The sequence below is a fragment of the Bacillus sp. RC240 genome, from assembly GCF_044907945.1.
GTDB classification, from domain to species: domain Bacteria; phylum Bacillota; class Bacilli; order Bacillales; family Bacillaceae_G; genus Bacillus_A; species Bacillus_A mycoides.
The window spans coordinates 174,767-196,078 of the sequence record NZ_JBIYCT010000003.1; the positions used below are offsets into that span (position 1 = coordinate 174,767).

The window sequence follows — 21,312 nt, forward strand, 5'->3', positions numbered from 1 at the left end:
ATAAAAATGGCGTGTGTACAAATTAAAGGAACGAGACAAGAGGTAGTAGAAATGCTACAACTATTTGATCTAATGGATACGAAAGGATTTTGTAAATTCGATAATTACGTTGAAGTAGAACCAAATAGTAGGAAACATAACAACTACACAGCTTCAATCGATATTCAGTCTAATAACAGTTCAGCACAAGATACATTAAATGATCAATTCGTTAGTCAAATGCTTACTGGTGTATATAACGACTAAACAAATATTCTCTTCCTACCATCTTTTCATAAATATATGCTATGGACTTGAGCATACTAGCAACTAGATGGTAGGAGGTGAAAATTATGGCTAGAATTGGTGTTGAGAACTCTTTAACAGATGTTCAACAAGCTCTTCAGCAACAAGGACATGAAGTCGTTTCACTTAACTCTGAAAATGATGCACATGGGTGTGATTGTTGCGTTGTAACCGGGCAAGATTCTAATATGATGGGCATTGCAGATACATCGATAAAAGGATCTGTAATTAAAGCACATGGTTTAACAACAGATGAAATTTGTCAGCAAGTTGAAAACCGCACTTAATCATTTTTATCACATTATTTGTGAGCTAACATGTAAAGGGAATGGAATGGTCCCACTGATTATAGTTTCAATTTATTTATAGAAAGAGGGCTCCTTTTCAAAAGGAGCCCTCTTTTTTATATTCACCTAACGGGAAAGTAACATATACTGGATGAAAGCCCTACCTCTCTCTCATCATTACGGTTCCACTGACCGCTCCTTGATTCACTAGTATACATATAAAGCTTACATATACAATTTATAGGGTTTGTTCACAAAAGTTGTTGGTAAGACTACCCGATCTTTCGCAAACTTTTCGTATTATATTCATAAGATTTATTTACTTTACACTAGCTTTAACCGAGACACGAATTAAAACTTTAACACCAATACAATAACTTGTCAACATTTTTTACAAATTAAAAACAGACATTAACGGTTTGTCTGTTTTAGAATGGAGCTTTTTCTTTTATTACATATACAACAAAACCGCTTACTAACATACACAAGCCAACTACTAAGTTTTTGATATTAATCATAAATTCCTCTCCCTTATTCCACACATCATATATATTTACAGTTCAATTATTCCGATCGTCATAAAGCGCACTTTTTCTAATATATCATAATTCCTAAAAAATGCAAGTTCACTTTTGGCGACCATTCACAAATTTATCCACAGTGCTTGGCACAGTATTTAACGCTTTTTCAATTAAATGTGTACTACTATTGAGATGCAACACTTGCACACCGTTAGAACCAACTACTAAAAAAGCAACTGGGCTAATAGAAACCCCAGCCCCGCTTCCGCCTCCGAATGGATGACTTTGCTTGTTCTCTTTATGCTGCCCTTGTCCGCCGTTATGTTTTTCAGAAATAAAATCCCCTTTAAAGTCACTTCCACCAGCTCCAAAACCAAAAGCCACTTGAGATACTGTTAATACTACATTTCCGTCAGCTGTTGAAACCGGACTTCCAACAATCGTATTTACATCTACCATCTCTTTTAAATTTGTCATTGCTGTTTTCATTAAATTTTCAATTGGATGTTCCATTATGTACTACACCCTTTCCTCATTATTCTTTTTTATACTTTCCAAAATAGAGGAAGTCATACTAAGTTTTCCTATTTTGAAAAAACATTTTCCACTTTCCAATTGGATATTACTCCCTGTACAAGTTCGGATAAAGTGAAACTTTAATCAGTGGAGGTTTTGTTCATCCCCCACTGATTATTAGCCCACACCAATCGGGCGTTTACGAGCCGCAGGGCTCCAGCCAAATTTTGAGGTAGGAGTCTTACTGCTCGCAAATAGCGGGATAAAAACAGTAAAGAGATACATACTACTATTGAACCTTGTTATGAAAGGAGTCCTTACTTTGACTGAGAAATTTGATGAATATAAAAAAAGAGATCGAATAGATAGTGATTATAAAGAAGAATACGCAGCTGAAGTTGCACCACAGCGTATCGATTATGATGATAAAGATAACGATGATGTAAGATCGTCTGCAGCTGGATCGACTGCTGGTTTCATTGCTCTTGCCTTAGCAATATTATCATTATTCACATTCCCAACACTATTTGGTCTTGTGTCTGTTCTACTTGGTATTTACGCTTATAATCGCGGGGCTACTGTAACTGGCGGTACCGCTGCCATTGTGGGTGGTATCGCTGCACTCATTGCGATTTTATTCCGAGTGGCGCTTATTGGTTTATTGTTCTCTCTTTTTTAAAAAGAAAAAGGTATCTCGCTTTATGCGGGATACCTTATCCTGTAAATACATCTTCTGATGGATATTTAATTTTTTGTTTTGCTGGTCGTGCCAAAGAGAACACAAGTGTTAACGGTCCGATTAATCCACAAAACATAACAAACATAATAATACATTTTCCAAACGCCGATAGCTTCGCAGTAATCCCCATTGTTAACCCTACTGTACCAAACGCTGAAATTGTCTCAAATAATAACTGAATAAAACTGAAGTCTTCTGTAAGCATTAATACAAATACCGCTGTAAAAATAAGTATTTGACTAGCAACGACAATTGCTAACGCTCTCGTTACTGTCGACATTTTAATCGTACGCTGAAATAAAACAAAATCCTCTTTCTTTCTAAAGAAAGAAAGAACTGATGTAATTAAAATAACGAATGTCGTTAACTTAATTCCACCGCCTGTCGATACACTTCCCGCACCAATAAACATTAATACCATTGTAAATAGTATCGATGACTCTTCCATCCCCCCATAATCTACCGTGTTAAAACCAGCTGTACGAGGTGTAATTCCTTGGAAGAACGAAGCCCATAATTTTTCATTTAAAGATAAGTGCCCCAAAGTCTTCACATTATTATATTCCAATACAAAAATCACAATCATCGCAATAACATTAAGTGCTATCGTTCCAACAATCATGATTTTGGAGTGCAGTGATAATTTTCGGAAACTACGGCTATACCATATATCAATTAATACCGTAAAACCTAACCCTCCTATTATAATTAAAGAACAAATCCCAATATTAATAATAGGATCTCCTACATATCTTGTTAAATTATCTGGCCAAAGCGCAAAGCCGGCATTATTATATGACGCAATAACGTGAAAAATACTATAGTATAAACCTTTTCCAAAACCAAACTCTGGAATAAAGCGAATCGATAAAAAGATAACTCCAATTAGCTCAATACAAATAGAAAAAATAAAAACACGTTTTACTAATTTCACAAGACCACCAATATTTGTTTGATTAAATGCTTCTCCAATTAATAATCGGTGGCGTAAACCAATTTTTTTCCCTAATACCCAAACAATTAAAATGGCTATCGTCATAAGACCGAGACCACCCGTTTGAATTAAAAACATAATAACAATTTCACCAAACATCGTAAACGTACTCGCAGTATCTACAACACCTAAACCAGTTACAGTCGCCGCCGACGTAGCTGTAAAGAAAGCATCTACCCAACTAATATGTACTTTCGTTGCAAACGGTAACTTTAATAACAATCCTCCGACCACAATTAAACAAAAAAAGCCTAATGCTAAAATTTGTGGTGGATTCAATCGTATAAAACGATTATACAACCCTTGTTTTTTTGCTACTTCCATATCACTAACTCCCTTTATCAAGTGAAGCTTTTATCCCCTCATAAATAAAGACTCTTTAAGAGCCTACAAGTAGCGGGATAAACCTTATATTCTCATAATATAGTTGAGCATAATCCTTTTTTTCATAGATTTCAACTTTTATTTATATTCAGACTCCTATCGTTTTACAAAAGAATATTTTCTATTATATCTCCACTTATACTATAACTCTTACAACAACTATTTTATCCCTTTTCAAATTCCCATATCTTTCACTCCAAGTTCACACGAGGGTCACACCTACCTTTTATAGTATATGTATCGGAGCTGTTCCTCCCTAATTTATAAGACATTCCCCAGTGTCTTGAACAGCTTTCCATCCCTAATTAAATTGACATAAATTGTCCCCTTCCCTAGGCCATCCTATATGTGATGGTCTTATTTTTTTATTCTTTCTATCTTTTATTTGAAACTCCCTCTCTCTTTCACTCCAAGTTCACACGAGGATCACATCCACCTTTTATAGTATATGTATCGAAGCTGTTCCTCCCTAATTTATAAGACATTCCCCAGTGTCTTTGAATAGCTTCCATCCCTAATTAAATTGACATAAATTGTCCCCTTCCCTTGACCATCCTATATGTGATGGTCTTATTTTTTTATTCTCTCTTTCTTCTTACTTAAAACTCCCTCTCTCTTTCACTCTATGTTCACATCTAGGTCACATCTATCTTTTATATTGTATGTATCGGAGCTGTTCCTCCCTAATTTATAAGACATTCCCCAGTGTCTTTGAACAGCTTTCCATCCCTAATTAAATTGACATAAATTGTCCCCTTCCCTTGACCATCCTATATGTGATGGTCTTATTTTTTTATTCTCTCTTTCTTCTTACTTAAAACTCCCTCTCTCTTTCACTCTATGTTCACATCTAGACCACATCCACCTTTTATAGTATATGTATCGGAGCTGTTCCTCCCTAATTTATAAGACATTCCCCAGTGTCTTTGAATAGCTTCCATCCCTAATTAAATTGACATAAATTGTCCCCTTCCCTAGGCCATCATGTGATGGTCTATTTTTTTTTCCAAACACATAACTTAACTCTCTTCGCTTATTTCAACAAAATTGGTCTATCTATATGCAAATAGATATTTTTATACAAAATATTCAGAAAATATTGTCAAAATAGGTATTTTTTCGGTACAATTAATTTAGAAAGCAATTTTACAAAAACAAGGAGGGATTTTATTGAAACAAACAAAAGCAATCTTAATTGCATTATTTCTCGGTCTAGTCGTTGGACTCACTTTAAATTTAGCTGCTCCATCCATTTTCGAGCCATTAAATCAATATGTGTTCAATCCACTTGGTCAATTGTTTATTCGACTCATTAAAATGCTAGTTGTTCCTGTTGTATTCATTTCTATCGTACTTGGGGCTGCTGGTCTTGGAGATCCGAAACAGCTTGGAAGAATCGGCTTAAAATCAATTTCATTCTTTCTCGTAACAACAGCAGTTGCCATCTCCATTGCGGTTACATTCGCACTTATTATAAAACCAGGGGCTGGCGGTAATTTTAAAACAGAAGGGCTTAAGTATGAAGGTGCAAAAACTGAAACATCTTTCGTCGATACATTGCTGAATATTGTGCCAGATAATCCAGCAAAAGCGATGGCTGATGGGAACATGCTACAAATTATTGCCTTTGCCGCATTGATCGGACTCGGTTTAGCTGTTTTAGGAAAACGAGTTCAAGGTGTCCATTCATTACTTGAACAGGGCAACGAATTAATGATGTATCTTGTTAATCTCGTCATGAAATTAGCTCCAATCGGAACATTCGGGTTGCTCGCTTCGTCCGTTGGTAAAATGGGTCTTGCAGGCGTCGCTGCGATGTTCAAGTATATGATTGTCGTTATGTTGGTACTCATTATTCACGGTGTCTTCGTATACGGCGGCTTATTAAAGGTACTAGCCAAAGAAAGTATTATTCGTTTCTTTAAACATTTCGGTCCGGTAATGGCAATTGGGTTTAGTACATCTAGCTCTAATGCCTCCCTTCCATTTGCCATGAAAACCGCCCAAGAAAAACTTGGAGTTCCAAAAGCGATAAGCTCTTTTGTACAACCACTAGGTGCAACGATTAATATGGATGGTACCGCTATTATGCAAGGGGTAGCAACTGTATTTATCGCTCAAGTATACGGCGTTGAACTTACATTACCACAATTAGCTATGGTCGTATTAACTGCTGTACTAGCTAGTATCGGTACTGCAGGTGTACCAGGTGTTGGACTAGTGATGCTTACGATGGTTTTAAATCAAGTAAATCTACCAGTAGAAGGCATTGCTTTAATTATCGGTATTGACCGCATTCTAGATATGTCTAGAACTGCTGTAAATATTTCCGGTGATGCAATTTGTGCAATGATTGTTGCAAAATCAGAAGAAAAATATAATACGGATCAATCTGCAGCATCTTAAATCAAAAAAGGAGTGAATCATTTCACTCCTTTTTTCGAACGATATTCTTTTCCTTTATTATCATTTCCCGTTTCAAATTCAGTACTAAACTCCTGCTGGAATTGCCCTGATTTTGGTGAACCTTGATTTCCACTTCCTTGACTACCATTACGATTCGTCATATTTCCGCCTCCTTCCTTTATTAGTAGTATGGCGCTCTATCTTTTTTCATACACATTTTATTTTTTATCATCTATTACACACAGAAGAAGACCTTCCATATATGAGGAAGGTCTTCTTTTTCATCAGGTAAGCGTTTTCTTATTTGTAATTATTTAAATAAGTTTTTTAGAAATAGATATCATTATATCCATTTCATCTTCTGAAAGTGCGGAAAATCTTTCTTGTAAATATTTCTTTTTCTCACCTTCCATTTTCGCCACTAAATCTTTCCCTTGTTCTGTAATCTCTAAATATACAACTCGGCGATCTGATGTAGAACGTGAACGAGTTACAAAGCCTTTATTAATTAATTTTTCTGTAACAGCTGTAATATGACTATTCGACACATTTAACTCATTCGCTACACGTGAGACCATTTCTTTATTCGTACGGTTCAATATTCTAAGGACAATGAACTCATTCCACGGTATGTAACCACCAAATATTTTTCCAATATCATTACGCAACGTGCGAAACATTGCAAAAACATTTGTCGATAGTTCTTCCATTAATTGTTCTCGATTTTGAGACAACTTTGACAGCCCCTTTTATTTAATTTAGTTAAATAAAAACCTTATTAATAATTTTACACGAAATCTTACTTTTTGTCACCTTATTTCCCCGTAATTCGTAGTTTTTTAATAGATATTTCATGGTACAATGAAATTGATTTTCCAGAAAAAGGAGTTGGGGCAATGAGTCAAGAAGACAAACTTTCTAATCTCAGTCTAAAAGATAAGACTATTATTATTAGTGTTGTTATTCTTATTCTCATTATATTCTTTGCATTTATATTTTTTGTATATGTAGGAATCTTTCATATTACAGGTATAGAATATTCATCAAGAACAGCTCTACTACTCTTTTTTTTACTCATTCTTTTATTAGACGGTATTACATATTTTATATTCATTTTCTTTAAAGTGCTCCTACATCCAATGATGACAAGTATGCCCAATTGGCTCTCAATTGCTCTGCTCTCTATAATTGAAATTACGTTAGATTGGTTTGTCATACATACCGCCGATGACTGGATAGAGAGTGTACAAATGTCCAACATAGCTGAATTATGTGTCGCACTATTCCTTTACACACTAAATAAATTATTTAGTGATAAGAAAGAGTAAGAATACAAGCTTTTCTATATAAAAATTGGTACAATAAAAATAAATCATACTAAAGAGGTGTTACTTATGAACTTACTACAATGGGCTGATAAAGGTATGTCCTTTGATACATATGTGAATGAAATGAAAGTAAACCAATACGAGCTACTACACATTTACAATAATTTTTTAATTCCAAATGAATTACTTCCTATATTAGAAGAACGCCAAAATGATGGCTGGCGTGTTATCGTATTAACAGCTGATTGGTGCGGCGATGCTCTTTTGTGTGTACCTGTTATGAAACGAATTTCTGAAGTTGCAAATATTGATATGCGGTTATTAATTCGCGATGAAAACTTAGAATTAATGGATCAATACTTAACAAACGGAACAGCACGTGCGATTCCAATCTTTATTTTCATTGATAAAGACGGAAATGAACAAGCCGTCTTTGGACCACGAGCTCCAAAAATACAAGAATTAGTAACTTCAATGCGCGCTACATTACCTGAAAAAGAAGATCCAACATTCGAAGAGAAACAAAAAGAAATGTATGCTAATTTCCGTGCTACATTAGCTGATGATACTTCTCTTTGGGAACATGTAATGGAAAGCATGATTGAGAGAGTAGTAAAATAAAAAACCTGCCGATTTCGGCAGGTTTTTTTATTACATAATGAAGAAATAGAATACCGCAGCTAAAATGAAACGGTAGTAAGCGAACGGTGTTAGTTTTACACGACCTAATAATTTTAAGAATGAAACAATTGCAAGCATCGCAACAACGAATGCTGTAATAAATCCAGTTGCAAATAATGGTATATCAGCCGCGCTTAATATATCCCAGCTTTTAATTAAATCTAAGGCACTTGCAGCTACCATCATTGGCACCGCTAGAATAAATGTATATTCCGCTGCCGCTGTATGCGAAACACGTGCTAATAAACCACCACTTATTGTTGATCCAGAACGAGAAAATCCTGGCCAAAGTGCTAAACATTGGAACATTCCGATTGTAAATGCTTGCTTATATGTGATTTCATCTAACGTTCTTGCTGTACTTGGTTTTGAAAACTTCTCAGCAACAATCATTAAAATACCACCAGCTACTAAGCTAATAACAACCGGTCCTGGACCGAATAAAACTTCTTTAATTGCACTATGGAATAATACGCCGAGTATGCCGGCAGGAATCATCCCGATAATAATATGTAATAAATTTAACGATGGTCCATCAGTTACTTTCCCTATTCCAACTAATGACCATAGACGTTTCCAAAATATAACAACAACTGCTAAAATCGATCCCAATTGGATTACAACTTCAAAAACTTTCGCTCTATCGTCTTCAAATCCAATTAAATGTCCTGTTAAAATCATATGTCCTGTTGATGATACTGGTAAAAACTCTGTTAACCCTTCAACAGCACCCATGATTAAACCAATTAACCAATCAGCCACAAGTAGTGCCTCCTTAATAACGAATATGTAATTTTTTCACACCTTATCATAATACCTTATCCCTTTTCAAAGTGCATCCTTTTTTTATTGATTTTATTTGTTGTATACGCTTATTTCTTTTCTATTTTTTGATTAAATTGTATGATAATAAGAGTTTGTTTTTTACGTTGAAAGGGGATTTTATGAAAGAAACTACTTCATTCTCACAAAAGTTAAAGCAATTTTCATTACTCTTTTTCCCGATTTTTGTAACGCAAATGTCATTATTTGCGATGAGCTTTTTTGATACGACAATGTCAGGACATGCGAGTCCTATTGATTTAGCGGGTGTTGCTATCGGAACAAGTATATGGCTTCCCGTTAGTACCGGCTTAACCGGAATTTTAATGGCTACTACTCCTATTGTTGCACAGCTCGTTGGATCAAAGAAAAAGGAGGACGTTCCTCACATTGTCATACAAGCAGTATATTTAGCAATTTGTGCTAGTTTCGTTGTTATCCTTATCGGATTCTTCGCTGTTTCACCTATTTTAAATGGCATGCAATTAGAAGAACCCGTGGAACGTATTGCAGCACAATTTTTAAGTATTATCGCGATTGGAATTATCCCTTTATTTACTTACACCGTCTTACGTGGATTTATTGATGCATTAGGAAAAACTCGAACAACGATGATTATTACATTACTATCATTACCAATTAATGTAGTATTAAATTACTTATTAATTTTTGGTCACTTTGGCTTTCCAAAACTCGGTGGTGTTGGTGCGGCAATCGCTTCTGCAGCAACATATTGGTGTATTTTAATTATTACCGTCATTATTATTCGTACGAAAGAGCCTTTCGCTTCTTTCAATATCTTTAAACAGTTATACCGCCCTTCCTTTACGAGCTGGAAGGAATTCCTGAAACTTGGCGTCCCTATCGGATTTGCTATCTTTTTTGAGACGAGTATTTTCGCTGCGGTAACACTTATGATGAGCAATTTTAGTACGACAACAATAGCAGCACATCAAGCAGCTATGAACTTTGCTTCCTTGTTATATATGACTCCTTTAAGTTTAGCAATGGCAATGACGATAGCCGTTGGATTTGAAGTTGGAGCAAAACGATACAATAATGCGAAACAATATGGATTTATCGGAATTGGGTTAGCCCTTGCTTTCGCTCTTTTATATTCAATCCTTCTTTATTTCTTTGATGATGAAATTGCTTCTATTTATACGACAAATGCAAATGTCCATCATTTAGCTAAAGAATTTCTTATATTCGCGATTTCATTTCAAATTTCAGATGCGATTGCAACTCCAGTACAAGGAGCACTTCGTGGTTATAAAGACGTAAATGTTGCCTTAATTATGACATTAATAGCTTATTGGGTAATAGGTCTACCTCTTGGCTACATGTTAGCAACTTATACTGACTGGGCAGCAAAAGGTTATTGGATCGGTCTTATTATCGGTCTAGCATTTGGGGCAATCTTCCTGCTTATCCGTCTCTTTCAAGTACAAAGAAAATATACAACGCAAAGCAGCCGCTAATGATATAGCGGCTGTTTTCTTCATGCATATTTTTTCTTGTAACGTGTAACATAATGAAAAAGAAAGGTGGATACATATGGACGAAAAACAAAAGAAACAATCATTCGATGAAGAATTCGCCCCTGAAATTTCACCTGGATATCGGCAAGATGTACATAAGCCACCTAAATATAAAAACACTTCTTTTTTAATGGGCATTACCATTTTCGCAGCTGTATTACTCGTGCTCATCATTTTCGTCTATTTTTAAGGAAGGGTGGTCTATTATATGAAAAAACAAGATTCAAATCGTTCAAAAAGAACTGTTAAAACAGAAAAAGGATATGCAGGAGATTCTGTTCATACACTGAAACAAGTTGAGCAAGGAAATTTATACATTGCTCAAAAAGAACTTGGTCAACAAAATGAAAATCTTTAAAGTCCCTCTGCTTCTAGAGGGTTTTTTATTGTACATATTGTTTTTGTTCTAACACCATGAATAAATTATTAACCTTTACAATTTTCATGTCATAATTTAATTTCATTTCACTTCTCTTGCCATTTTCAATACCAGTAACGTACGCTACAGCATGATAGCGAAAACTCTCATCTGTCTCTTCACGTATCTCTTCGTTTGTAAATTTATACTCTAAATCCCGAAAACGGTTTGGGTAATAATTTTCTATTAGCTGTTCATACCCTCTATTTACAAATATTTCTTCACCTTTTCGTTTCACATCTTCTTTATTATTAAACTCAAACACTGCTAGTTGCGCTGTCACAAAGTGTTCTCCTACATTTTTCTTTTCTTTATGAGTTAAAGTTTCTATACTTTTGTTCTTTAATTCCTTATTTAACTCGTAGCGATCTATCGGTTTAAAAGTGGAAAAAACCTCCTCTTTATATGACCAAAACAATCCAAAAGCGATACATAGAGAAATGATTAATATTCTTTTCTTCGTAATGCACCCCACCCTCCTCCATAATGATAGTTATATTTTAACATATAGAAAGAAAATTCTGATATCATAAAGTGGAATAACCTACCTTTAACTTAGAAACGAGGAACAATTATGGACTCTTACAAACAATATATAAAAGAAGCTCTGCCCGGTCTTTCTATACATTCATATAAACAAAATGAAGAAGGTTGGGATAATATAGCGGTTATTATAAATGACGAACTACTATTTCGTTTCCCGCGAAAACTTGAATATGCACAGCGAATTCCGTTAGAAAAAGAACTGTGCACTATTCTTTCTCATTCATTACAAGAAATTGCAGTCCCTAAGTATAAACTATTGTATAAGAATAATTGTAATACCGTTCCATTTTGTAGCTATTATCCTCTCATTCACGGTGAACCGTTAACAACTGAAATAGTTACCGAGCTAGAGAAAAAAGAATTGAAAGCAATCATTACACAATTAGCCACTTTCCTTGCGGCTTTACATAGTATTCCTTTAAAACGTACTGAAACGCTAGGGTTCCCTATCGAAAAAACACTTACCTACTGGAAAGAACTACAAACAAAATTAAATCAATATCTTACTAATAGTCTTACTTCATTACAGAAATTAGCCTTAAATCGTTTATTCGAAAGTTTCTTTACCTGTATAACTAAATCTACCTTTCAAAATGCAATCATTCATGCCGACTTTACACATCATCACATTTTATTTAACAACCTGCACAAAAACATTTCAGGTGTTATCGATTTTGGAGATGCTCAAATTGGCGATCCCGCTTTTGATTTCGCTGGGCTATATTATGATTTCGGTCATGAGTTTACTACATCTGTATATGAACAATACAGTGCAGTTATTTCTCACCGCGATCCATTACTCATTCACCGCATCACTACCTTTTATCAATACAGCCCTTTACTACATAACCTTATTTATAACATTGAAACAAACAATGAAATAACATTAAAGAAGAATGAAGAACAGCTTAAAGCAATACTACAGGGACGAGATTAAATTCTCTCCCTATACTCTCTCTCCTCATACATCATTAATTTTTTATCCATTTCAACAATAACTTTATACAATTGAAACGCCTGTAAAATTTGCAGTTGAATTCCAAAAGGAGCATTCTGTTCTTTTAACCATTGAAATACTTTCATTTCATCTTTCATTGATTATTCCCCCCTTTATTAATCTGCTACAAATATACGGTAAATGATGAAAAGCTTTTCATGTCAATAACAAAAAAGGATGCAAATTTGCATCCTTTAATGTACTATATTTTTCTTCTGCTTCGCTTCTTTCTTTACTTCTTCCCTTTGGCATTCACTACGAAACGCACAACTCATACACTCATAACGAAAATGACGCTCTGTATAGTGCTCAGGTTGCTGCAACATTTCTTTCATTCTAAATAAATCATCCATTCCAGTTATAATATCTTCCTGCTTTGGAATGTACTCATACTTAGTTCCTTCTATTAAATTAATAACTTCAATTTTCCCTGGAAGAATACCGAAAGCTTTATAACTGAATACTGTCATTAGCTTCTGACAAAGAGCAAGCATTTCCTCATCCGCATCGACAACATACTTTTTAATTACAAACGATTCAGTACTCCATTCACCAACTTCAAATGTCAATGACATGTGGACACCTAACTCTTCCATATATGTTTGAAACTTCTCATATAAAAATAACGGCGGTGCCTGACTATCATCCCTTTCAACAAACTGTAATAAGTGATCAGTTAGCTTCGCTAAAACAATATAGTACTCCGCCTTTGAAGCAAACATATTAATCCTTACTTTTTTCCAATACTTTTCTATTAATATTAAAAGTACAATTTTCGTTTGTTGGCCCGCAGGTAGCGTGTAATATTCATTAATAATTTGATTCACAATCATTTGCGCTATTTGTTGCCATTCAAATGAAGAAGGTTCTCTTCTTTTTATATGACGGAAATAAAATTTTTGTGGACAACGCATAAAATCATACAAATGGTAATCTGTCATCGTTTTGATTGAGATTTTTTCATGCAATTGCTCTTCATCTCCCTTCTGCCATTAAGAAAGGTGTTTTACGAATTCAGCTCCAAACTGTAAACATTTTTCTACATCTTCATCTTCTGGCGTTAATTCTACTTTCAATCCTTCTAACACAACTGCTGCCCCGCGCTCCTGTAGCTTTTCTATTAAAATATCAACCGCTAACCCGTATTTCGGATAAGCCGAATCACAAGAACCGAATGCAGCTGCTTTTTTACCAGTTAAGTTAATAGAATCCATTGCATCATAAAAATCTAAAAAATCATCAGGAAGATCACCATCTCCCCAAGTATAAGCACCTAAAATAATACCGTCGTATTGCTCTAATATAGAAGCTTCTGGTGTATCCATAATATCAATTACTTCAATCTCATTTTCTGTTTCACGAATCGCACTCGCAATATGGTCAGCCATTTCCTCTGTATTTCCACTCATACTTGCAAAAATCATTACTAACTTACTCAACTGAACCTCTCCTTTTACCTTGTATCTCTTTTTCTGTTTGAAGTGTACTCTTCTCACCTACATATTCAGAACGAATTATATTTCGTTGCCATTCAATATGCTTATCAACATCTTTATTTTTTAATTCCCTTCGTAAAAGGTGAAATGTTTTTCTCATTAAGGTTCCTCATCTATTTTATTGATAATAATTATCAATTTCAATTATACCATTAGATTAATTGAAATTGATTATCAAAGTCAATAACTATTTTTTTAAAAATAGTTAAAATGTACAAGCTTGTCCGTTAGCTATTCATATACTATAAATGAGCATAGTTCTTTCTCAGCCCTCTCTGACGGAAGAAATAAAAGCAACTGCAATAGAGTGCAGTTGCCTTTTTTTATGCTTTATCAATTTCTAGTAGTCTTATAGTTGCCTCTAAAAATAGTTCCACTCCATTAATTAAAGCCGATTCATCCACATCAAATTTCGGATGATGATGTGGATAACAAGTATCAATATTTTTATTCCCTGTTCCTAATTTAATGAAACAACCAGGTGCTTTTCTTAAATACGCTGAAAAATCTTCCCCTCCCATAGAAGGTTCAAGATGCACAATACGCTGATTTCCGAACAATTTTATCGCACTTTTTTCTACTATTTTCGTAATGTACTCATTATTAACAACTGGATCATATCCGTAACGATACGTATATGTATAATCTCCCCCATGTGCTTCTGTAATTCCTTTTACAATTTGCTCAATTTTCTCTTTTGCTTCCTCTCTTAATGTTTGATTAAAAGATCGAACAGTTCCCATTAAAGCTGCTGCACTAGGAATGATATTATCGGCCATCCCCCCATGAAATTGTGTAACTGACACTACTCTATGCATAAAAGCACTTGTATTTCTTGATACGATATGTTGTAAATTTGTAATAATTTGTGCTCCGATAGCAATAGGATCTATCGTTTCTTCTGGTCGTGCCGCGTGACCACCCTTTCCTAAAATTTCAATTGTAAATACGTCTGGTGCTGCCATCATAGGGCCATATACAATTCCTATCTTTCCACTTTCTAATCCAGACATAACGTGCAAACCTACTACATAATCGACGCCGTCCATAACACCGGCCTCCACCATTTCTTGTCCACCACCGGGATACACTTCCTCTGCGTGCTGAAAGAACAGACGGATTTCGCCTGCAAAATCTTCCTTCATATTTGCTAGCGTCTCTGCTGTACTTAATAAAATAGCTGTATGTGCATCGTGCCCGCATGCGTGCATTACACCTTTATTAACCGATCCATATGGCTTTAGTGTCTCTTCTTGAATTGGTAATGCGTCTATATCAGCTCGAATCGCAACTACTTTTCCTTGTTGCCTTCCTCTTTTAATTGCTAGCACACTGTACTGCGTTGGTCTCGTTACTTCAAAAGAAGAAAATGAGCATAATGTTTCATATATAAATTGCGAAGTTTCTTTTTCATGAAACGATAATTCCGGATACTTATGGAAATGCCGTCTCCATTTAATGATATTTTCCTCTGAAATAACACTCCTCCACTCTCTTTTCATAATAATTACCTCCTTTTAAAAGGCTCTATACCTTGAAAATGTACTAAGTACCCAGTGATTATTAACCCACTCCAATTCAGGAATAACAAAACAAATATTATATTTTCTCGCCTTCTCACAATCCACTTTTATACATTCACACAATCCACTTCCTATTTACATGTCAAACCCATTACAAATTCATGCTGAATGTAATATAATTGCTAAGTTAGGGATTTTCTTTTTTAGTATTTAGTGCTAATATCAGAAAAGAGCCTTTTGACTTATTTTTACCTAAAATGTGGGATTTTGTTTTTTTCACAATCATGTAGGACATGATACCTACAAAGAGCTATTATTTCATTAAGCGAGGGAAAGACATGGAAAGATTAAAAGAGATATGGTCTCAACCACTCACACAATGGGTTGCAAAGACGGTTTATTACCTTGCAATTTTATTTGCATTACTTTGGTTGTATGGATTCCATGATACAAACACAAGTACATTTATTTACAATGAATTCTAGGGTGGGAACGTTATGAAGTTATTAGAACAAATTGAAAAGTGGGCTGTAGAAACGCCTGATCAAACCGCTTTTGTTTGGCGAGATGCGAAAATTACGTACAAACAATTAAAGGAAGATTCTGATGCGTTAGCACATTGGATTTCTTCTGAGTATCCAGATGATCGTTCACCAATTATGGTTTATGGCCATATGCAACCTGAAATGATTATTAACTTTTTAGGTTGTGTAAAAGCTGGACATGCTTACATTCCTGTAGATTTATCTATTCCAGCTGATCGTGTACAACGTATTGCTGAAAGTTCTGGTGCGAAATTACTGTTATCAGGGGCAGAAGTAACGGTAACGGACTTACCAGTTCGCATTACAAGTGAAGATAACTTAAAAGATATTTTCTTTACTCATAAAGGGAATACTCCAAATCCTGAACATGCGGTAAAAGGTGATGAGAACTTCTACATTATTTACACATCAGGAAGTACAGGTAATCCGAAAGGGGTTCAGATTACTTATAACTGTCTTGTTAGCTTTACAAAATGGGCTGTAGAAGATTTCAACTTACAAACAGGGCAAGTATTCTTAAACCAAGCACCTTTCTCATTCGATTTATCTGTAATGGATATTTACCCATCATTAGTAACAGGTGGTACACTTTGGGCAATCGATAAAGACATGATTGCACGTCCAAAAGACTTGTTTGCTTCTTTAGAGCAATCGGATATACAAGTATGGACTTCGACACCATCTTTCGCAGAAATGTGTTTAATGGAAGCCTCTTTCTCTGAAAGTATGCTACCAAACATGAAAACATTCTTATTCTGCGGTGAAGTGTTACCAAATGAAGTAGCTAGAAAATTAATTGAGCGTTTCCCGAAAGCAGCAATTATGAATACGTACGGTCCAACAGAAGCTACTGTTGCTGTAACAGGCATTCACGTTACAGAAGAAGTGCTTGATCAATACAAATCACTTCCAGTTGGCTACTGTAAATCAGACTGTCGCCTTCTTATTATGAAAGAAGATGGTACAATTGCACCTGACGGTGAAAAAGGTGAAATCGTAATTGTCGGTCCAAGCGTAAGCGTTGGCTATTTAGGAAGCCCTGAATTAACAGAAAAAGTATTTACCATGATTGATGGTGAGCGCGCCTATAAAACAGGTGATGCTGGCTATGTAGAAAATGGTCTTCTATTCTATAATGGTCGTCTTGATTTCCAAATTAAGCTTCATGGTTATCGAATGGAATTAGAAGAAATCGAACATCATCTTCGCGCGTGTTCTTACGTAGAAGGTGCAGTTGTTGTTCCAATTAAAAAAGGTGAAAAATATGATTACTTATTAGCGGTTGTTGTTCCTGGAGAGCATTCGTTTGAAAAAGAATTCAAATTAACATCTGCAATCAAAAAAGAACTCAATGAGCGATTACCAAATTACATGATTCCACGTAAATTCATGTATCAATCTTCTATTCCAATGACACCAAATGGAAAGGTAGATCGCAAAAAATTATTGAGTGAGGTTACAGCATGACCGCATATGGATCATTTTATTTTTTCGCTATAGTAGGCATTTTATTAATACCTACTATCATAGCTGGATTAAAAGGTAAAATGTTGCGTAAATATAATGCCGTTTTAACATTAGTAATGCTCGTTATTATCTTCTCTGATAAACCGAAGCAAGCAATCATGTTAGCCGCATTTATTATTTGGCAATATGCCCTTATTAAAGGCTATTTAATTTTAAGAAAACAAAATAATAGTACATTCACGTTTTGTATAGCTGTTATTTTATCGATTTTACCGCTTATTTTGGCAAAAATCGCACCGTTTGTACCTGAATTGCATTTTATTGTTTTCGCAGGTATGTCTTACGTAACATTTAGAGCTGTACAGATGGTCTTTGAAGTTCGTGATAATTTAATTAAAGGACTTTCCTTCTTTAATTTCTGGGAATTCGTTTTATTCTTCCCTGCGATTTCAAGTGGACCTATCGATCGTTACCGTAGATTCCAAAAAGATATTCAAAAGCCGCCTAGTGCTGAGGAATATCAAAAGTTACTATATACAGGGATTAACCGTATTTTCCAAGGTTTTCTGTATAAATTTATAATCGCGCACTTGATAACAACATATCTTGTAAAGGCAGTATTCGCCAATCAAGATACACTTTTATCTAATGTGATTTTTATGTACGCTACTAGCATGCAGTTATTCTTTGACTTTGCAGGTTATAGTGCGTTCGTAATTGGTATCAGTTACATGATGGGAATTAAAACTCCAGAAAACTTTAATAAGCCATTCCTTAGTCGTAACATTAAAGACTTCTGGAACCGCTGGCACATGAGTTTATCATTCTGGTTCCGTGATTTTATTTACATGCGTTTCGTCTTTTTTGCAACGAAGAAAAAGTTAATTAAGAACCGTTACACAATTTCGTATATCGGTGCATTTTTAAACTTTTTCATTATGGGAATTTGGCACATCCAAGGAAGCGCTGTTGCGCAGTATGTTATTTATGGTCTATATCATGCCGCACTGTTTATTTTATTCGATATTTTCGAACGAAAAAACAAGAAGCATAAGTTTTGGCCAAACAATAAATTTACACACGTCCTTGCGATTGTAATTACGTTCCACGTTGTATGTTTCGGTTTCCTGATCTTCTCTGGACACCTTAACAGATACTTTTAATGCACCCTTCTTATCCCATTAAGAAGTTGCACATATAATATATTTCGGATATAAAGGAGATTTTAAAAATGGCAGAATTCAAAGAGCAAGTATTAGATATTTTAGAAGAAGTATGTGAAAACGATATTGTGAAAGAAAACTTAGATGTTCAATTATTTGAAGAAGGTATTCTTGATTCTTTCGCTGTAGTATCTTTATTAGTAGAATTCCAAGAGCGTTTAGAGATTGAAGTTTCTATTTCTGATTTTGACCGCGATGAATGGGCTACACCAAATATGGTTATTAAAAAGTTGGAAGAAATCCGATGAACAAAGTAAAATTTGGTCCGATGCTTTTAGCATTGGCCCTTTTTGCTGTATTCTTACTTATTCCAACGCGCTTCCTACTTCCACTTTTAAGTGATGAGAAAGTAGAACAAGCTGCGACTTCTTTAAAAGAAGAAAAGATTCAAAGTATGATTTTACAGCAAAAGATGTTAGCAGACCCGAAATATCTTCCGATGTACGGTTCATCGGAATTCGCACGTATGGATGCTTTCCATCCATCGAATTATTTCAAAGTAAAGCCTGAAGGATTCACACCATTCCTACTTGGGCGCGGTGGAACACAAGACCTTGTACATGTATTAAACTTCGCATCTACAATGGATCAATTGAAAGATAAGAAAATGATATTCGTTCTTTCTCCGCAATGGTTTGTACCACAAGGTATTGATGAGACACACTTTGCACCTAACTTTTCAAAACAACAAGGTTACCACTTCATTTTCAACGATGATTTAAAACCTGAAATGAAAAAACAAATTGCAAAACGCTTATTAAACTTTGAGATTGTTAAAAAAGAAACTTTATTAAAAATTTCACTTGAAGGTATCGCCTACGATGATACAAAGTATAAAGTAAAAGCACTTGCTGCTAAACCTTTCGCTTATATTTATCGTAACATTCTAGATCGTAAAGACTTATTTACAGCTATGTTTAATATTAAGCCACATAAAGAACAGCTTGATCCATCATTGAAACAAATGAACTGGGAAGAAGCTCGTAAGCATGCTGATCAAACAGGTGCAGTAGAATCAAGCTCTAACGAATATGGTATCGAAGATGATTACTTCAATAGCAAAATTAAGAAGAAATTAAAACAACGTGAAGGTTACTTAAAAAATGATGCTTATGACCAATCACCAGAATATGAAGATTTACAAATTGTACTTGATTTATTAAAACAATCTGGCGCAAAACCGCTCTTCATTTCTGTTCCTGTAAAAGGTCCTTGGTATGATTACGCTGGCTTCCCGAAAGAAAAACGCGAATTATACTACAATAAAGTTCATGAGCAAATTAAGCAAGCTGGCTATCCAATTGCTGATTTCTCAAATCATGAATATGATAAGTACTTCTTAAAAGATCATATGCACTTAGGTTGGAAAGGCTGGGTTTACATCGACGAAGCTATCCAACAATTTTATAAAGCAAACTAACGAAAAGACCGCTTGAATTATTCAAGTGGTCTTTTTTTATATACATCTTGTAATTGTTCAATTACGTTCTCTGCTTCTTTCATGACACGTTTCACTACGTGCTGAGCTGATTCCGTTCGTGCTAATGATGATGCTTGTCCCGCCCAAAGCGACATATACTCTTCCTTATTTTGCTTCGCTGCTTCTTGACGTATTTTTGAAGTTAATACGTTTTGCACTGGATACATCGGTAAATTCTCTTCTCTTCCTTCATGTTTCTCTATAAATTCATTACGAATACCCCGTGCATATTTCCCGGAAAACGCACGGGTTACCGTTGTACTCGTATCTGTACTATGTAAAATCGCCTCTTTATACACGTCATGCGTAATACTTTCTTCACTCGTTAAAAAGGCTGATCCCATTTGAACAGCCTCTGCCCCTAACGCAAATGCCGCAACAAGCCCTTGCCCATTCATTACACCACCTGCTGCAACAATCGGGATATGAGGTACTTCCGCTACTAATTGCGGGATTAATGCAAATGTACCAATCATCGCATCTTGTTCTTTCCCAATAAACGTTCCTCTATGCCCTCCTGCCTCGCTACCTTGCCCGACAATAATATCTACCCCTAACTTAGCAAGTGCTTTCGCTTCCGCTACATGGGTAGCTGTTCCGATAACTTTTATCCCTTCCTTTTTCAAATCATCTATTTCTTCTTTTTCTAACGTTTGAAATGCAAAACTAACGACTGGTACCTTTTCCTCTAATAATACTTGTAATTGTTCTTTATAGCTTTTTGGAAGTTTTAAAGTCTTTTCTTCCTCTATACCTAATTCTCTATTCACTCCACTAAGTAATACTTTCGCCTCGTTTACCTTCTCTTCTTCTATCTGTATCTCTTTCGTTAAAAGTAAATTAACACCGAAAGGCTTATTTGTTAGTTCCCTTATTTTATAAATCGCTTCACGGATTTGTTCTGGACTCATATACCCTGCTCCAAGCGTACCTAATCCTCCGCTATTACTCACAGCTGCAACAAGTTCTGACGTTGTAATCGCTCCTGCCATACCTGCTTGAATAATCGGATACTTAATTTGTAATATATCTATTACTCGACTTGTAAACATCATTTTCCCTCCTACTTTCCCTATACCTTCTTTATATGACATGCTTTCCCCTTCTTTTACA

At 35.1% G+C, this 21,312-nt stretch carries 28 protein-coding genes; 15 read left to right on the forward strand and 13 right to left on the reverse strand.

From position 1 onward, the window contains the following. The first annotated feature begins 6 nt into the window (after positions 1–6). A complete protein-coding gene (locus ABH955_RS12490) occupies positions 7–246 on the forward strand; it encodes a DUF3911 family protein (protein ID WP_002011724.1) in 240 nt (79 codons plus the stop codon). 86 nt (positions 247–332) lie between these two features. Continuing rightward, positions 333–572 (forward strand): YkuS family protein, encoded by a 240-nt coding sequence (locus ABH955_RS12495; RefSeq protein WP_002011725.1) that lies wholly within the window; start codon positions 333–335, stop codon positions 570–572. A gap of 428 nt (positions 573–1,000) precedes the next feature. Here ABH955_RS12495 and ABH955_RS12500 read toward each other — a convergent pair whose 3' ends face one another. Next, a complete protein-coding gene (locus ABH955_RS12500) occupies positions 1,001–1,090 on the reverse strand; it encodes a hypothetical protein (RefSeq protein ID WP_000608225.1) in 90 nt (29 codons plus the stop codon). 108 nt (positions 1,091–1,198) lie between these two features. Next, a complete protein-coding gene (gene ytfJ, locus ABH955_RS12505; RefSeq protein WP_002030645.1) occupies positions 1,199–1,606 on the reverse strand; it encodes a GerW family sporulation protein in 408 nt (135 codons plus the stop codon). A 307-nt stretch (positions 1,607–1,913) separates the two neighbouring features. On the opposite strand from ytfJ, the gene ABH955_RS12510 reads away from it, so the two are divergent. Continuing rightward, on the forward strand, positions 1,914–2,288 hold the full coding sequence (locus tag ABH955_RS12510) for a hypothetical protein (protein WP_002011728.1): 375 nt from the start codon (positions 1,914–1,916) through the stop codon (positions 2,286–2,288). A gap of 34 nt (positions 2,289–2,322) precedes the next feature. Here ABH955_RS12510 and ABH955_RS12515 read toward each other — a convergent pair whose 3' ends face one another. Beyond that, complete coding sequence (locus ABH955_RS12515) at positions 2,323–3,666, reverse strand: TrkH family potassium uptake protein (RefSeq protein ID WP_002011730.1); 1,344 nt, start codon at positions 3,664–3,666, stop codon at positions 2,323–2,325. 1,230 nt (positions 3,667–4,896) lie between these two features. Between ABH955_RS12515 and ABH955_RS12520 the strand changes: the two genes are divergently transcribed. Next, positions 4,897–6,132: a dicarboxylate/amino acid:cation symporter gene (locus tag ABH955_RS12520; RefSeq protein ID WP_002011732.1), complete on the forward strand. Its 1,236-nt coding sequence runs from the start codon at positions 4,897–4,899 to the stop codon at positions 6,130–6,132. Between the two features lie 17 nt (positions 6,133–6,149). On the opposite strand, the gene ABH955_RS12525 is transcribed toward ABH955_RS12520, so the two are convergent. Next, positions 6,150–6,293: an imidazoleglycerol-phosphate dehydratase gene (locus tag ABH955_RS12525; RefSeq protein WP_113937003.1), complete on the reverse strand. Its 144-nt coding sequence runs from the start codon at positions 6,291–6,293 to the stop codon at positions 6,150–6,152. 153 nt (positions 6,294–6,446) lie between these two features. After that, a complete protein-coding gene (locus ABH955_RS12530; protein ID WP_002166098.1) occupies positions 6,447–6,866 on the reverse strand; it encodes a MarR family winged helix-turn-helix transcriptional regulator in 420 nt (139 codons plus the stop codon). Between the two features lie 162 nt (positions 6,867–7,028). Here ABH955_RS12530 and ABH955_RS12535 point away from each other — a divergent pair, with 162 nt between their 5' ends. Beyond that, on the forward strand, positions 7,029–7,460 hold the full coding sequence (locus tag ABH955_RS12535) for a regulatory YrvL family protein (protein WP_113937002.1): 432 nt from the start codon (positions 7,029–7,031) through the stop codon (positions 7,458–7,460). A gap of 33 nt (positions 7,461–7,493) precedes the next feature. Further along, on the forward strand, positions 7,494–8,081 hold the full coding sequence (locus tag ABH955_RS12540; RefSeq protein ID WP_113937001.1) for a thioredoxin family protein: 588 nt from the start codon (positions 7,494–7,496) through the stop codon (positions 8,079–8,081). 30 nt (positions 8,082–8,111) lie between these two features. On the opposite strand, the gene uppP is transcribed toward ABH955_RS12540, so the two are convergent. Further along, positions 8,112–8,903, reverse strand: a complete 792-nt coding sequence (uppP, locus tag ABH955_RS12545; RefSeq protein WP_002086752.1) for a bacitracin resistance undecaprenyl-diphosphatase — start codon at positions 8,901–8,903, stop codon at positions 8,112–8,114. Between the two features lie 182 nt (positions 8,904–9,085). On the opposite strand from uppP, the gene ABH955_RS12550 reads away from it, so the two are divergent. The 3 genes from ABH955_RS12550 (at position 9,086) to ABH955_RS12560 (ending at position 10,862) form a co-directional block, all read left to right on the forward strand. Beyond that, positions 9,086–10,444: an MATE family efflux transporter gene (locus tag ABH955_RS12550; RefSeq protein ID WP_404491152.1), complete on the forward strand. Its 1,359-nt coding sequence runs from the start codon at positions 9,086–9,088 to the stop codon at positions 10,442–10,444. A gap of 76 nt (positions 10,445–10,520) precedes the next feature. Continuing rightward, a complete protein-coding gene (locus ABH955_RS12555; RefSeq protein WP_000343684.1) occupies positions 10,521–10,694 on the forward strand; it encodes a hypothetical protein in 174 nt (57 codons plus the stop codon). A gap of 18 nt (positions 10,695–10,712) precedes the next feature. Next, positions 10,713–10,862, forward strand: a complete 150-nt coding sequence (locus ABH955_RS12560) for a hypothetical protein (RefSeq protein ID WP_000743737.1) — start codon at positions 10,713–10,715, stop codon at positions 10,860–10,862. A gap of 25 nt (positions 10,863–10,887) precedes the next feature. Here the strand turns inward: ABH955_RS12560 and ABH955_RS12565 are convergent, their stop codons facing one another. Next, positions 10,888–11,397 carry a biotin transporter BioY gene (locus ABH955_RS12565; RefSeq protein WP_404445613.1) on the reverse strand — a complete coding sequence of 170 codons (510 nt, stop codon included), beginning with the start codon at positions 11,395–11,397 and terminating at the stop codon, positions 10,888–10,890. Positions 11,398–11,496: 99 nt separating this feature from the next. Here ABH955_RS12565 and ABH955_RS12570 point away from each other — a divergent pair, with 99 nt between their 5' ends. After that, positions 11,497–12,405, forward strand: a complete 909-nt coding sequence (locus ABH955_RS12570) for an aminoglycoside phosphotransferase family protein (RefSeq protein ID WP_113936998.1) — start codon at positions 11,497–11,499, stop codon at positions 12,403–12,405. Here the strand turns inward: ABH955_RS12570 and ABH955_RS12575 are convergent. From ABH955_RS12575 to ABH955_RS12595, 5 genes are all read right to left on the reverse strand, one after another. Next, the gene (locus ABH955_RS12575; RefSeq protein ID WP_000651005.1) at positions 12,402–12,563 is read right to left on the reverse strand and encodes a hypothetical protein; all 162 of its coding nucleotides are present in this window, start codon (positions 12,561–12,563) and stop codon (positions 12,402–12,404) included. The genes ABH955_RS12570 and ABH955_RS12575 overlap by 4 nt on opposite strands. A gap of 96 nt (positions 12,564–12,659) precedes the next feature. Next, entirely contained in the window at positions 12,660–13,433 is a 774-nt protein-coding gene (locus tag ABH955_RS12580; RefSeq protein WP_404445617.1) for a hypothetical protein, read from the reverse strand. Between the two features lie 24 nt (positions 13,434–13,457). Then, a complete protein-coding gene (locus ABH955_RS12585) occupies positions 13,458–13,904 on the reverse strand; it encodes a flavodoxin (protein WP_113936996.1) in 447 nt (148 codons plus the stop codon). Next, positions 13,897–14,061, reverse strand: a complete 165-nt coding sequence (locus tag ABH955_RS12590) for a hypothetical protein (RefSeq protein ID WP_181777915.1) — start codon at positions 14,059–14,061, stop codon at positions 13,897–13,899. The genes ABH955_RS12585 and ABH955_RS12590 overlap by 8 nt, the downstream gene beginning before the upstream one ends. A gap of 223 nt (positions 14,062–14,284) precedes the next feature. Further along, positions 14,285–15,463 (reverse strand): amidohydrolase, encoded by a 1,179-nt coding sequence (locus tag ABH955_RS12595; RefSeq protein ID WP_113936995.1) that lies wholly within the window; start codon positions 15,461–15,463, stop codon positions 14,285–14,287. A gap of 359 nt (positions 15,464–15,822) precedes the next feature. On the opposite strand from ABH955_RS12595, the gene ABH955_RS12600 reads away from it, so the two are divergent. The 5 genes from ABH955_RS12600 (at position 15,823) to dltD (ending at position 20,139) form a co-directional block, all read left to right on the forward strand. Beyond that, entirely contained in the window at positions 15,823–15,969 is a 147-nt protein-coding gene (locus ABH955_RS12600) for a teichoic acid D-Ala incorporation-associated protein DltX (protein ID WP_002011626.1), read from the forward strand. Positions 15,970–15,981: 12 nt separating this feature from the next. Next, positions 15,982–17,496, forward strand: coding sequence for a D-alanine--poly(phosphoribitol) ligase subunit DltA (dltA, locus tag ABH955_RS12605; RefSeq protein WP_002086765.1), 1,515 nt, complete (start codon positions 15,982–15,984; stop codon positions 17,494–17,496). Beyond that, positions 17,493–18,659 carry a D-alanyl-lipoteichoic acid biosynthesis protein DltB gene (gene dltB, locus ABH955_RS12610; RefSeq protein ID WP_404491153.1) on the forward strand — a complete coding sequence of 389 codons (1,167 nt, stop codon included), beginning with the start codon at positions 17,493–17,495 and terminating at the stop codon, positions 18,657–18,659. Before dltA ends, dltB begins: the two co-directional genes overlap by 4 nt. Positions 18,660–18,727: 68 nt before the next feature. Then, on the forward strand, positions 18,728–18,967 hold the full coding sequence (gene dltC, locus ABH955_RS12615) for a D-alanine--poly(phosphoribitol) ligase subunit DltC (protein ID WP_002011622.1): 240 nt from the start codon (positions 18,728–18,730) through the stop codon (positions 18,965–18,967). Further along, positions 18,964–20,139 (forward strand): D-alanyl-lipoteichoic acid biosynthesis protein DltD, encoded by a 1,176-nt coding sequence (gene dltD / locus ABH955_RS12620; protein ID WP_113936993.1) that lies wholly within the window; start codon positions 18,964–18,966, stop codon positions 20,137–20,139. Before dltC ends, dltD begins: the two co-directional genes overlap by 4 nt. Positions 20,140–20,156: 17 nt before the next feature. Here the strand turns inward: dltD and ABH955_RS12625 are convergent, their stop codons facing one another. Next, positions 20,157–21,293, reverse strand: coding sequence for an NAD(P)H-dependent flavin oxidoreductase (locus tag ABH955_RS12625; protein WP_002140949.1), 1,137 nt, complete (start codon positions 21,291–21,293; stop codon positions 20,157–20,159). Positions 21,294–21,312: the final 19 nt, after the last annotated feature.